The organism is Telluribacter humicola (assembly GCF_017355935.1).
In the GTDB taxonomy this organism is placed as follows: domain Bacteria; phylum Bacteroidota; class Bacteroidia; order Cytophagales; family Spirosomataceae; genus Telluribacter; species Telluribacter humicola.
Genome location: NZ_JAFIQT010000001.1, coordinates 1,143,354 through 1,156,943 on the forward strand (window position 1 = coordinate 1,143,354; position 13,590 = coordinate 1,156,943).

At 50.7% G+C, this 13,590-nt stretch carries 11 protein-coding genes; 6 read left to right on the top strand and 5 right to left on the bottom strand.

Going from position 1 to position 13,590, the window contains the following annotated elements; translation table 11 throughout:
* The first annotated feature begins 163 nt into the window (after window positions 1-163).
* The 3 genes from mazG (at window position 164) to JUB14_RS05000 (ending at window position 2,482) form a co-directional block, all read left to right on the top strand.
* Entirely contained in the window at window positions 164-994 is an 831-nt protein-coding gene (gene mazG / locus JUB14_RS04990; protein WP_207504655.1) for a nucleoside triphosphate pyrophosphohydrolase, read from the top strand.
* Between the two features lie 3 nt (window positions 995-997).
* Window positions 998-1,660: a thiamine diphosphokinase gene (locus JUB14_RS04995; RefSeq protein ID WP_207504656.1), complete on the top strand. Its 663-nt coding sequence runs from the start codon at window positions 998-1,000 to the stop codon at window positions 1,658-1,660.
* 180 nt (window positions 1,661-1,840) lie between these two features.
* Complete coding sequence (locus tag JUB14_RS05000) at window positions 1,841-2,482, top strand: DUF6563 family protein (protein WP_207504657.1); 642 nt, start codon at window positions 1,841-1,843, stop codon at window positions 2,480-2,482.
* Window positions 2,483-2,597: 115 nt separating this feature from the next.
* Here the strand turns inward: JUB14_RS05000 and JUB14_RS05005 are convergent, their stop codons facing one another.
* From JUB14_RS05005 to JUB14_RS05015, 3 genes are read right to left on the bottom strand one after another with little or no spacing between them, the layout of a single operon-like run.
* Complete coding sequence (locus JUB14_RS05005; protein WP_207504658.1) at window positions 2,598-3,788, bottom strand: hypothetical protein; 1,191 nt, start codon at window positions 3,786-3,788, stop codon at window positions 2,598-2,600.
* Between the two features lie 3 nt (window positions 3,789-3,791).
* Window positions 3,792-7,730 carry a putative type IX secretion system sortase PorU2 gene (porU2, locus tag JUB14_RS05010; RefSeq protein ID WP_207504660.1) on the bottom strand — a complete coding sequence of 1,313 codons (3,939 nt, stop codon included), beginning with the start codon at window positions 7,728-7,730 and terminating at the stop codon, window positions 3,792-3,794.
* A gap of 47 nt (window positions 7,731-7,777) precedes the next feature.
* Entirely contained in the window at window positions 7,778-8,275 is a 498-nt protein-coding gene (locus JUB14_RS05015) for a dihydrofolate reductase (protein ID WP_207504661.1), read from the bottom strand.
* A 287-nt stretch (window positions 8,276-8,562) separates the two neighbouring features.
* Here JUB14_RS05015 and JUB14_RS05020 point away from each other — a divergent pair, with 287 nt between their 5' ends.
* The 3 genes from JUB14_RS05020 to JUB14_RS05030 all read left to right on the top strand — a co-directional run bounded on the left by JUB14_RS05020 (window position 8,563) and on the right by JUB14_RS05030 (window position 12,263).
* Complete coding sequence (locus tag JUB14_RS05020) at window positions 8,563-8,928, top strand: PadR family transcriptional regulator (RefSeq protein WP_207504663.1); 366 nt, start codon at window positions 8,563-8,565, stop codon at window positions 8,926-8,928.
* A 36-nt stretch (window positions 8,929-8,964) separates the two neighbouring features.
* A complete protein-coding gene (locus JUB14_RS05025; protein ID WP_207504665.1) occupies window positions 8,965-11,502 on the top strand; it encodes a PspC domain-containing protein in 2,538 nt (845 codons plus the stop codon).
* 68 nt (window positions 11,503-11,570) lie between these two features.
* Window positions 11,571-12,263, top strand: coding sequence for a head GIN domain-containing protein (locus JUB14_RS05030; protein WP_207504668.1), 693 nt, complete (start codon window positions 11,571-11,573; stop codon window positions 12,261-12,263).
* 78 nt (window positions 12,264-12,341) lie between these two features.
* On the opposite strand, the gene JUB14_RS05035 is transcribed toward JUB14_RS05030, so the two are convergent.
* Together JUB14_RS05035 and JUB14_RS05040 are read right to left on the bottom strand one after the other, a co-directional pair.
* Window positions 12,342-12,887: an RNA polymerase sigma factor gene (locus JUB14_RS05035; RefSeq protein ID WP_207504669.1), complete on the bottom strand. Its 546-nt coding sequence runs from the start codon at window positions 12,885-12,887 to the stop codon at window positions 12,342-12,344.
* 258 nt (window positions 12,888-13,145) lie between these two features.
* The gene (locus JUB14_RS05040) at window positions 13,146-13,358 is read right to left on the bottom strand and encodes a hypervirulence associated TUDOR domain-containing protein (RefSeq protein WP_207504671.1); all 213 of its coding nucleotides are present in this window, start codon (window positions 13,356-13,358) and stop codon (window positions 13,146-13,148) included.
* Window positions 13,359-13,590: the final 232 nt, after the last annotated feature.

The following is a 13,590-nucleotide window of genomic DNA, read 5'->3' on the forward strand; positions in this document are numbered from 1 at the left end:
CGTAGTCACTTTGCTACGGCGGCCTTTTTTACCTCACCCCTAACCCCTCTCCTTTGAGGAGAGGGGAATTTTAAAGCCCTTCTTCTGTAGGAGAAGGGTTGGGACGGTTGGCCGCTGCCACGGTGGCCGCTGCCATGAGGTATTTTTTCACGACCTTTGTGCTATGGAAAATAGATTCAATGAACTACCTGAGCGACGTCAGGAACAACTAATGGCTTTTGACCGCTTACTGACGATCATGGATGAGCTCCGCGAGCAGTGCCCCTGGGACCGTAAGCAGACCATGGATAGCCTGCGTCACCTCACCATCGAAGAGACTTACGAGCTATCGGATGCGATACTGGAGAATGATCTACCCGAGGTAAAAAAGGAACTGGGCGACCTGCTCCTGCACATGGTATTCTACGCCAAGATCGGTTCCGAGACGGGTTCCTTTGATATAGCCGATGTACTGCACGGCATCAGCGAAAAATTGATTTCCCGTCATCCGCATATCTACGGTGATTCGGAGGGTGGTACTGTGGTGGCTGATACCGCCGAAAAGGTGAAGCAAAACTGGGAGCAGCTCAAACTCAAAGAAGGAAACCGTTCGGTGCTGTCGGGGGTACCGCAGTCGCTGCCAGCGCTGGTGAAGGCCATGCGTATCCAGGAAAAGGCCCGGGGCGCGGGATTTGATTGGGACGAGCGGCAGCAGGTGTGGGAGAAGGTTGAGGAAGAAATGCAGGAGTTCAAAGCCCATTTCAACGCGGATACCGGCGAAGCCATTGATACCAAAGAAGCCGAGGCTGAGTTTGGCGATTTGCTGTTCTCGCTGGTCAACTACGCCCGCTTTGTCGAAATCAATCCCGAAACGGCACTTGAGCGTACTAATAAGAAGTTTATTAAGCGTTTTCAGTACATGGAGGAACATTCCAAAGCGGACGGTAAAAAGCTGGGTGAGATGACGCTGGCCGAAATGGACGAGTACTGGAACCGGGCCAAGAAAGAACTGTAATCCATGTCTTCTCACCATATTGTACGTGAAAAGCAGGAGCCGGCCCTGATCATTGCCAACGGCGAAGCCTGTAGTGAAGAGCTACTGGGACAACTGCTGGAATGGAGCCCTTTCGTGCTGGTGCTGGATCATGCCATCTACCGGGTACTGGACCTGGGTATCAAGGTAGATGCCTGGTTGGGTGATTTTGACCAGCGTCACGACTTCGAGGCGGTACGTGAACGGCAGCACCCGCTCGAAATAGTTCATACGCCCGATCAGGACAAAACCGACTTGGAAAAAGCTATCGAATACCTGATCGGCCGGGGCTTTCCGGCGGCTAATGTAGTGTGGGCCACCGGCCGCCGCGCCGACCACGCCATCACCAACATGACCAACCTGGTGCGCTACAAGGAACAGATCCGCCTCGTGATGTTCGACAACTACTCCAAAATCTTTCCGCTGGTAGGTACTTTTGAGAAGTGGTACACTGCTGGTACGCCTATTTCACTGATTCCGGTTGGACACGTTAACGGCATCTCGACAACTGGCCTCAAGTACAACCTCCACAACGAATCACTTACCCTTGGCTACCGCTCCGGCAATAGCAACGAGGCCGAAGCCGACGGCTTTGTACGCATCACGGCCCAGGAGGGCGACCTGCTCATCATGGAGTGCTGGGACTAAAATTTTTTTTGTATTTAATATGGTTGATGTAGTTTTATAAAATTACAAAAGTCATGGGGAGGGCGCTGCAAAAGACACATTTAACCTCTTAGGCCTAATTGGCCTAAGAGGTTAAATGTGTCCAGTACCGCTACTTCACTAATCCTCTATCCGTTACTATCAATATCAAAAAAACGTACTATGAAAAAGACCTTTATGGCATTATTTCTTCTATTGGCTACTGTAGCTGTATTTGGGCAAGGAATCCAATATCCTGCGGGAGCTTACATGTCATTTGAAGAAATAAAACAAAAGTCTCCAAGTGTCTCAGTAGAACTTGAAGTTGAAAGGAGAACTAACGGGGATATAAAGATGAATGGAGGAAACGATTATAGGCTTTCTAAATCGGATAATTCAATCCCTAAAAAGTCACTCAAGAAAGATTATTATGGCTATTCAGATGGTGATTCACTTTACATCAACTGTATTCATTATAAGATACAATCCTGGTATACCCCTGTTCTTAGCGATGGTAAATTTTTGGTGATAAAAGGTGGGATTTCAATGGTACCTAAGATTCAAAAAGCACAGTTAAACAACCAGGTTCAGCTTGGTCACATGTTTGGCGCTGTTGGAGGTGCAATTCAAGGTGCGAAATTGGCAATGCTTAGGTTTATTTATATAATTGACAAAGAATCAAATCAAATTACCCCAGTATCATCCCATCTTTTGAAAGAGCTTTTATCTTCCAGTACTGACCTTTTAGGACAATATGAAGCGGAGAAAGAGCATAACGATCAGGAAGTCTTCATAAAATATCTGAAACTTCTGAACGAACAATAAAGATGATAACATAAGCTATAAGCAGGCGGGCATATAGTGACAACTAAAACAGGAGTACATGTACCAATTAAAAAACTGCCTGCGCCAAACTGCTGTCATTAACTTCAACACTTTACTACCATTCCCCCCAGACCCTATACAGCTTTGTCGCTACATCGGTTTGGGGGAGCAGGTGCAGCCAGGAGGCAATGATAATCAGTAGGGCTAACCAGTGCAGGCGCAGTAGCTTATATTGATTCTCATTTGATTGATTTACCATGCAGCCCCATAGTAGTAAGAAAGTAAAAGGCGAAAGCAGCCGGTAACCGGGAGGATCGAAGGGACTAACTAGCCGGAGGGCAAAGAGAAAAACCAGGTAGCCCACAGCCGTCAGCCAGTAGTAGTGTACTGGTGAGGAAGCATCTCGTGGTTCAGGATGCTTTTGCTTCGCTACTTCTTTCGCCATCAGCCCCACCAGGACCACCTGAATCACCGCTCCCATCCAGAAAAGTACATCACCCGACTCAAACGTAGCATCACGCAGCAGGAACAGTTCGTTGAGTAGCCCCTTGCCAAAGAGTAAGAGTACCTGACCGACTGATTCACTACCCGATAGCCGGTCGCCCCCGTACCACTGGCCCGACTGCTGGTAGTTAAGCCACAGGTACCCGCCAAAGCCCAGTGCCCATAGTAGTGATAAAGCCAGAGACTGGTAGCCTCGTCGGCGCTGATGGGTAAAGAGCCAGTAGAGGGCCATACCGGCTGACAATGGTACTATGAATAATCCAGCGTAACGGACCAGCATCAACGCCAGGCCTAGTGCTAACGTAACCGGGAAGCTTCGATTGTCAGCGAAGAAATGGTAGACCCAGAAAAACAGGAGTGTCAGAAAAAGTGGCTCCGACCAGGTGTGCGCCCATAGTTTGACGAATGGGCCCAGCAACAGGAGAGCGCCCATCAGCAGGGCCTTGTGTACCCCCCATTTTTGCTGTACAAAGAAGAGCAGCCCAGCCGACGCGAGTACATTCACCAGCTTGGAAGCCCATAGCACCGGTAGCTGAGTCAGGAAAGCGACAACGGCGATGCCTAGCGGGTAGCCCATGGGAAAGATACCATTCCAGACTAACTGACCCCCTTCTTCGTACACGTGCCCCTGTCCGTCGAGCAAGTATTGAGCCGAGGTCAGGTAATAACCCGAGTCAATAGTAGTGAAGTGGTTGGGGTTGAAAAAGGCTAGTAGCAGCACCAAACCTACCTGTCCCACCCAAAGCAGAGGCAGGAGGTAACGATCGGTATGCAGTACTTTCTGCGTAGATAGTCCTACCATACGCTACTGTTTGATGAGCTTCCCTTTTAGTACTTCGTCCCAGCCTGATCCGGCTACTTCCATGCGGTACAGGTACAGCCCCGGCGGGAGGTTTTGTACGTCCCATAGCAGCTCATTCAGTCCCAGGTGAGGCTCCTGTTCCAGCGTCGCTACCTGTCGTCCGCCTACGTCTGTGATGTGGATGCGCCAGTGCTCAGGGGCCTGCGACCCTTCCAGTTCAATCTGAAACTTCACCCAGAGGAGAGCCGGCACGGGCGATACCGTAGTGCTGACAACGCGGGTCGTATCACTGACCCGGAACGCTACTCTGTAGGGAGCGGCTATGTTGCCAGTTAGGTCAGTAGCTTCCGCGTGCAGAATGTAATTTCCGGGCAGTAGCGGACTGCCCGGCCTTAGCTGTAGGGTATAGTTTTGAGTGGGCGTCTCGGACCATTGGGCCTGGCGGAGCCACAGGCGCTTATAGCCACAGGTAGTACAGTCTCCCTGAAGCCATAGCTGGATATTAGAGGTATCCCGGCGGAGTAGCGTCTTATTTTCATCGAGAACTCGTAAGGTAAATACAGGTTGAGGCGATACGGCTTCCCCAGAGGTAGTACGTCGCCCATCCACCAGCACATCCAGTACCGGAGGCGTATGATCGGGAACTACGGTAAACTGAACATCGGCGGAGTTATTAGAATAGACCTGCTCTTGCTGGCGTAGCTCATTAAAACGGACCTGCACCCGGTTCAGCCCGGCTTTGCCCAGGGTGTTGATTACAGGCTTGATGGATATTGTCGTATTGGCGGGGACAGGAGCGATCGGGTACTGTTGTTCCTCGCTACCGGCAGGACTATGCTGCCGGACCACCACAACCAGCGAATCCCGGAAAGCCATTTCTGTTACATTCTGAAAAAAGATTTCTGGCTGCACCGTCTCCCCTTCGGGTACCTGAGTAGCAGGAGTACTTTTTATGTAGGCAACACCTTCCGGTAGAGCAGAGGAGACTGGTGCCTGTGGATTAAAAATAAAACTACGGGGAAGCGATGGCTGCTCCCCCGCTATGTACACCCGCCAGTAAATGGTTCGGGGGCCTTCACCGGCTATTCTGATAGGTAATAGAGCCTGCACCTCCCGACTCCGTACAGTATCCCGCTGTAAGGAGGTAGACGTAAAAGCAGGAGAAGTATCCCATTCAAACACTACGTTATGACCGGCAGGTTGGTAAGGTACCTGAGCGACTAGGTTGATGGTAGGCGTGCCCATCGTAGCATTAGCGGCCGGTAGCAGCGGCATGGCTCTTCCTTCGGCTATGTAGATATCAGCAGTCAGGCGATTGTTTCTTTTGTCTTCTTCATTGATCCGATTCTGCGGGTCTAGTACCAGTTCCCACTGCTCATCACCTCCCTGGGCATTTTGTAGTCTGGGGACGTACAGCGTAAGGGTATCGTAAATAGCTACGGCCGGGCGAACAAAGGTGTATTCACCGATAGGAGCGTTGTTCCTGATCCGTCTGATTCGCAGGGTATAGGGGGTATCGTTGAAGCGGCCGTGGTTAGATACCACCGCCTGCACCTGTAGGGAATCACTGATGGCGTTGGGAGTACTGCCATTGGGGCTACTGACCTCCAGAGTACCATTCCGCCAGGCGTAGTCTGGGAGCCGGGCCGGGAACAGCCGGATGGCCGGGTCGCCCTGTAGCGTCATTTGCTGTACAGTAGCCCGGGCAAACTCTGACTGATCATCATGTATCATCCTTCGGATCGCCTCCTGTTGTATGGTACCAAACGGCTGACTGACGTACACTGGATCCGCCAGTACCTCATAGAAGGTACTGGTGTAGGCCATCAGGTTGAAGGAGCGGCCATTGTGCGTATGGGCTACAAACAATACGGCCCCCCGTTCGGGAGCATTGACCCAACGGGTACTGGTCGTGGTAGGGCCAAAGTAGAAGTTTCCCAGCGCACAGCCATTCATCAGTACAGCCGGATAGCGGTCTTTGTTGCGGTAACCCAGGGCGTCATTGGTGGGGTCACCCAGCTCAATATCCGTCACATCCAGACTTGAATGACCAAACATCGTCATCAGAGCTACTCCTTCGTTGACGTATTTTTGGAGGTCCAGTTTCTCCACGGGTTCATCTGTTTGTTTGGATAGCGTTTGCACAATGGGGCCGAGGTAGCTGCTATCTACAGTATGTTTGAAATGGTCTACATAGCCACGGAAGCGGGATAGCTCCGGTACGGTGCGTCCGCCGCTCAGGTGCAGGACATTCTTCCGCCAGGGAGCCAGGGCGGGTTGGGCTTCGTGCTGCTTTACTTTTTGCAGATAATCCCACACGGTACGTCCGGTAGAGGCCTGCAGTCGGCCAACGGGTACCAGTGGTACATCGGCGGGGGCGCCATTCAACCCCATACTAAGCGCTATATCTGAGCCGGGCCATCCAGCCGTAGGTACCATGTCTACGGAGCGGGCATTGGCCATGTGCCGGGCCGTTTGCGGGTCGCGTGCCTGTCCTATCAGAAACACATGCTGTAGCTTTCCCTTATCGTGCAGCCAGCTAATGAGGCGGCGGATACCGTGGGGGCCGGGCTCTCCGTAGTTGAACTGGTCAAATACCTGCTGCGCATTAAGTACCAGCGGATGGTACCCACCACCGGCGGCCGAAGCCCGGTAGTCAGCGTAGGCCTGTACCGCGTCCTGTATACCTGTACCCGATACGGGCTGGCGTAGCAGCGGGTGGGAGATGATCAGGTAGTCTGTACGGGCCGCATCTATCGCTTTAAAATTGGCTCGCTGTATGCCCGTTGGAGTCAGAGACTGATGGACTGCCAGTACGGTACTACTACCCGCCAATGGTACCTGTACTTCAGTTGCGGTGGCAGAAGAGGTAAGCAGGCGCGGCTGCGCAGGATTAGAAATATCAACAAAAAGGGGCGAGCCGGAAGCCTTGGCGGTAAGCGTAGTGCTGGTCAGTTCAGCCGGGAAGTCCATCCGCTGCTGAGTGGCAGGTAACTGAGCTACTCGTGGGTATTGAATGGACAGGTACCCGACCGATATCTCCTCCCGCTCTTCCTTCGGGACTACCGATAATACCAAACCCGTAGATGGTACTTCGTTGGCTGGTAAGGTAGTCTTAAAGATCACCGATCCATATTCCTTCCACACGGCTTCTCCCAGCTTGCGTACCGGATTCTGAGCGGTACCTAGCCAGACTTCGGCCAGATGGTTGTGCGCGGTGTGGCTGGTAATTAGTACTTCTACCTGTACCTGTTGAGAAGAAGCTCGATTAAGATCGGTAACGGGAAGAGTGAAGGTTTTCCAGGTGTCGGTCTTGAAAAGGGCGCTGGTCCAGCCTTCGCCGTAGTCGTAGGGGGTAAGGGCCGTGCCATCGTCGTAGCTGCTGCCTTCGGGGTACAGGCGTCCGGCGGGATAGTTCTCTTTAATTACATGTAGCTCCTTCGACAGGTACTCGTTGAGGGTAGGGGCTGGTGGAGCAGTTGGGGTAGCTTTCGCAATACGGCGTCCGGCTATACCATCTGTACGCCAGGTGAGGAAGTAGGCTGCGGTGTCGGAGTAGAGGCTGTAGTGTTTGTGAGGCTGGGCGGCCGGAGTAACGTAGAGGAGTGAATCCAGAGCCCCGTCGTTCTTCTCCCCATAAAATTCAATAAAATCGTTCTCATCCAGGCGTCCGTCGGCTTCGCCGGTTACCTGTATAGCTACTTCCTCGCCACGACGGAACAGCTGCAGCGAGCGGGCCGGTACAGATGCCAGGGAGATGCCCGCCCGCTCTATATCGGCAGGGGAGAGGCGGTACCAGCCGGTCTGGACTACGGGTATACGCAGGTAGGTCTGCTGCGGATTGATCCATTCGTTACCGTAGCGGGGCTGGGCCAGGAGGCTTGCGGTAACAAACAGCAGTAGGGTGATGAAAAGAGACGTGCGTACAAGGTGTGGCATCATAGTCCAAAGTATACGATAATACTAGTCATAGCTATAGTTGGGCCTGACTATTTTGGGTTTCTCCTGATGTACTGGTTCATGGAGAAAGCGTACGCATGACGATCGTCGGCTTCGTGTCGCTGCGAGTCGATTAGTTGCCAATCGTCCCAGTTGATCTCCGGAAAGAAAGCGTCCCCATCTACCTTGGCATGAATAATAGAAAGATACAGCTTATCCACCCGTGGCAGCAGCTCTTCAAACACATTACTTCCGCCCAGTACAAATACTTCCTCCTCCTCTGCCAGCAGGTCAAAGGCTTCTTCCAGACTATGCGCCTGTTCAAAGCTTTCGGGCAGCGACAGGTCGGGCTTGGTACTAAGAATCACGTTGCGGTAGGATGAGTGGAGTCCATCCGGCGAATTGAAACTCTTGCGCCCCATCAGGAAAGGCTTACCGTGCGTTACTTTTTTAAAATTTTCCCATTCGTCCGGCAGGCTCCAGGGTAAATGGTTATCAGAGCCAATGACCCTGTTTTCACTCATAGCTACTATGATGGATAGATTCATATAGGTTGAAGAAGATTCCAGTTAATGTATATATGACTCCAAAAAGCCCTCGTGTGTTAGAAGCAAAATGGCTGCACCTTCTAATTTGCCATTTATCCTTTAATTTCTTCCGTTCATCCCACACCTAAAAATATTTTAACCTAGTACTTTGCATAACAAAGTACCTTTGCATACCTTTGTATTGTCAGTAAGTCAAAAGGCCTTTGACATGCTGACCGCCGGACTACTAAGTGCCGGAGCATCTATTAGCCATGAAAAAAATTTAAAGTTAACATTTTGAAAACGATATGAATATCGAAAATGCTCAAGTGCAGATGCGCAAAGGAATTCTTGAATTCTGCATTCTGCACATCATATCGCGCGGAGAGGTATATGCCTCCGATATGCTGGACGAGCTTACATCGGCCCGCATAATGGTGGTGGAAGGTACCCTGTATCCGTTGCTGACCCGGCTCAAGAACGCCGGCCTTCTCGACTACAAGTGGGTGGAATCTTCATCGGGACCGCCACGTAAATACTACGTCTTGACTGATAGTGGAAAGCAATTTCTGGACTCTATGCAGGAAACCTGGCTTGAACTATCTGACTCGGTGCACACGGTGATCAAACGTACCGCCGAAGTACAAGAAAACTCCTCTCCTAATCCTTCCTGACTATTGATTTCCTAATGATATATTATCATTTCAATCATGAAAAAGACTATCAGCATAAATATTAGTGGTATCATCTTCTACATTGAAGAGGATGGGTACGACAAACTCAGAAATTACCTGAATTCAATACAGAAGTACTTCTCTTCCTTCGCCGACAGCAAGGAAATCCTGTCGGATATTGAAGGACGGATCGCCGAGCGGTTTCTGAACAAACAAAAGAGCGAAAGCAAGCAGGTTATTTCTCTGACCGACGTGGACGAGCTCATTGCCGCCATGGGTACCGTAGCCGACTTTGAGGCTATCGAACAGGCCGAAGACCTGTTGTCAGAGCCTCTGCAGGCTGCATCCGCCGAAGGACACAGCAGCTATCAGCAGACTCATACTTCCTACGAAGCTCCCCGGACCGAAACACAAACGGGCACAGCCAGCGCACCTCGTAAGCTGTACCGTGACCTGAAGCGCAAGCTGATCGGTGGTGTAGCCGCCGGACTGGCCCACTATTTCACCGTGGATCCGCTCTGGGTACGACTAGCCTTTCTGATGGCAGTGATTGGGTTGCCCGCCGGAGCCGGTGCCCTTAATCTGGAAGAAGTATTTGGACCACTCGCGGGTATTGCCGTTATCTTATACATAGCCATGTGGGTAGCGTTTCCGGGTTCGGCTACGCTGGAAGAAGACGCCCAGATCAAGAAATTCTACCGTGATCCGGACCGTAAGGTAGTAGGTGGGGTAGCCGCCGGGGTAGCCTCCTACTTTGGAGTGGACCTGGGAGTAGTACGTTTTCTGTGGGTACTGGCTATATTTCTTTTCGGCTTCGGATTTCTGCTCTACATTATCCTATGGGTAATATCTCCCGTTGCCAAGACGCTTACTGAAAAGATGGAAATGCAGGGGGAGCCTATTACGCTCTCCAACATTGAGACGAATATCAAACGTGGTCTGAACCTGAACGAAACTGCCGGACAGGAAAGTACCCTGACCAGACTGCTGCTTTTTCCCTTTCGTGCCATTGCGATCCTGATCAGCGGACTGGGTAAGATCCTGAAAGGCTTGGGGCCTGTACTACGAATCCTGATCGGGTCACTACTGGTCATGGTGGCCGTAGGTGCACTGATAGGACTCATCATCGCCACCACGGTAGGCTTTGGCATGCGCGATATGCTGCCATTCGGCGATATTCCCCCTATGATGATCCTTCGCGAAGTACCGGGTACCATGGTTCTGTCCCTGGTCTTGCTGACGACGATCCCCTTCATAGTAGTACTATTGCTGGGTCTTACGCTTATTGCCAATCGCCGCATAGCCAGCCCCACGGTATGGCTGACCCTGGCAGGCCTGTGGGTAGTAGGTATCATAGGCACGGCCGTTACCGGAGGTGTATACCAGGCTAACTTTTCACGTCGGGGCGAATTCAGCCAGACCGAATACTATCGGGTACCCAGTGGAGTACTGACCCTGGATGAGCGTGAAAATGACGAAGATGATGACTTTAACTGGGATGTGGACGTAGTACTGGCCGGGTACGAAGGAGTAGATAGCCTGCGCCTGGAGAAGGAAATGCGTGCCCGTGGCCGTAATACGGAAGAAGCCCGCAAAAATGCTTCGGAGCTGCAGTACAATGTAACGCTGCGTGATACGGTACTGCTGTTCGACGAAGAGCCGGTACTGGCTGAGAATAGTCGCTTTCGGGGGCAGGATATGACGGCTACGCTCTTTATCCCGTATGATCGCCCCTTCGCTATGACGCGCTCCTTTTATTACAGCAAGCTGTCCGGCCGGAGCTTTCAGGGCAACCGGTATAACATTCAGTGGCGCGATGATACTGAAAGTCAGTGGCGCACCCTGCGCTGGGTAATGCGTCGTGACTCAGGACTGGTGTGCCTCAACATGCCTGCCGACTGGCTGACCGAGGATGATAGAGGAGGTGATGATGAAGGCTATACCTACAATAGTGATGACGATGACAACAGCGTTAGCCTGGGTGAGCGTGGCAAGTACATCAAGCAGTTTGAGGCCCGTGACTTTGAAGGTGTAGAGCTGGGCGGAGCTTATGCCGTGGATATCCGTCAGGGGCAAGAGTTCAGCGTCAGAGCGGATGGTGAAGAAGAGGATATTGACAATCTTAAAGTATCTGTGCGTGATGGTGTCCTGCATGTGGAGCGCCCTTCAAACTTTAACCTCTTCAACGGACGGTCGCAGCGGGTTGGTCTGGTGATTACCATGCCGGCTCTCAAAACCCTTGATCTGTCAGGTGCCAACAAAACGAGGGTATCGGGCTTTACGGGAGGTACTACTAATTTGAATGTAGAGGTGTCAGGGGCTTCGGTCACCGAGATAGACGTAGCGGTAAGCAAAGTAGATGTTGAAGTAGCGGGTGCCTCTAAAGTTATCCTGAAAGGGAGCGCCAACGAACTCAACGCGGATCTGTCGGGCGCCTGTCGCCTCAACGCCACCGGTATGCAGATAAACTCAGCCGATGTAGAGGCGTCGGGTGCGAGCAGAGCGGAACTGGGAAGAGTACAGAACCTCCGGAAAAGTGCCACCGGAGCCAGCAAGATTGAAGCATATCAGTAAAAAATAGCGGGTACATGCAACCTTAGCGAAGGTTCTGCCATCTATTAAGCAAACAAAACTAATTGGTCATGAAAAAAGCATTATTAATCTGCGTAGTATGGATAGCATCGGTAGCACTGGCTATGGCCGCCGACGAAACCCGTACCTTCAATCTTTCCAACTTTTCAAAACTTTCGATGGGGAGTGCCTACCGCATTCAGGTGAAGCAGGGGAGTTCATTCAGCGTGACGGCTACCGGTGAAAAGCAGGATCTGGATGATCTGGATGCCAAAGTATCAAACGGTACGCTCATGATCCGCTATAAGCAGGAGAAATGGAAAAACCGTCGTGAGCAGGTGCATATCAATATCACCATGCCCTCTCTGGACGCAGTAGACTTCTCGGGAGCCTGCGTAGCCAACGTAACCGGATTTGACAGTAATAAAAATATGGATATTGAAGTTTCCGGCGCTTCCAAAGTAACCATGGATGTAACAGCTCCTAAAGTACAGCTGGAACTGTCAGGGGCTTCAGTACTGACCCTGAATGGTAAAGCCGAAGTGCTGAATGGAGAGTTATCAGGAGCTTCCGTATTCCGGGGAAACAGCTTTCCGGTGCGGGAAGCCAACCTAGGTGCTTCCGGAGCTAGTAAGGCATCGGTAGTGGCCAACTCTTCACTCACGGCCGACGCCAGTGGGGCCAGCAGTATCAGCTATGCCGGTAATGCCAAGGAGGTACGCTCCAATACTTCCGGAGCCAGCTCTATCCGACGTGTGAATTAACTTATTAATACATAGCTTACCAACAGGAAGAGCCGGGGCATGCCCCGGCTCTTCCTGTTGGAGGATAGTCTGCTTCGGTTAATACTGAACCACAAAATATCCCCTCAAATCCTGTATAGCTGTCCGGATGCGTGACTTAATAGTACCCAGCGGCAGACAGAGCTCCTGCGAAACTTCTTCATGGGTATACCCCTGAAAATACACCATGTCCAGCAGTAGTTTCCGCTCAGGGCGTAGCTGACCTACCAGGTCACGCAGGTCGAAGGTGTAAGGTTGGGGCTGGTAGGTAGCAATCTGAACGTAAGTGGAGTCCAGTCCGTCTAACTGATTTCCCCTTCTGTTATCTACACGTAACATATCGATAGCCGTGTTACGGGCAATATTCAACATCCAGGTAAACAGACTTCCTTTTTCACTGTTGTAGGATCTGATATTTTTCCAGATCTTCAGAAATGTCTCCTGCATAGCATCTTCTGCCTTATTTTCATCCCGTATAATTTTACAAATTATACTATACAGACATCCCGAATAGTGATCGTACAAGTATTCAAACGCTTGCCGCTCATTACGTTGCAGTGAGGCTATTAGTTCAGGTTCTGAATAGGAGAATAGTTTTGTAGCCATTGACTCTGAATTTTCTGTAGGTGTGTATATGCTAATCTTAACTTTGTTTCTTTCGCACAGCAATTAGGCACTACATCCTGTAATCTACTGAAGATATAGTTAAGGTGGTTCTGATATATCTTTTTGTCAACTACATGTATAAGTCAGATGTTATGAATAATTAAATAAATCTTAAAAGATTAATATTCAGCTAATTCTGATCTTTTTTTTGTGTCTGGTGGTTACAAGACAGGAGAGGAGCAGTGACAGGTGGATCGGCTACTCAGCCCGTTCTACTTCACTTTTTAGCTTGAGTACCTGCGTACCATCCTCCTGTTCGATCAGAACCGCCGGATCGCTTTGGGTACCGTTGCGTTTTACGGTAGTGCCTTTGATCTTTTTTTCTACCTCCGCTTTACGTAGCTCCTTTATCTTCCCTTCGGCATATCCGTTTCCCCACTTCCAGCGGACTTTAGTACCCTTCCGTATCATATTTGTTAAGGTTTTGTAAGCTCTTGCTATGGTTTATTGGCTACATTTGGCCGGATTATAGGCACTGCCTCAGTCAGCTACCTGTTATATAAGCAGCAGGTAGGCAGATATTATTCTCTATAAAATGCTGCCAGACAATATAATAGCCCTACGGCAGGTAAATCCGCAGGTGTGTGAGTAGAACTATGGGCAGTATGGGAATTAATCCAGATGAGGTGGAGGATTGTGTAAC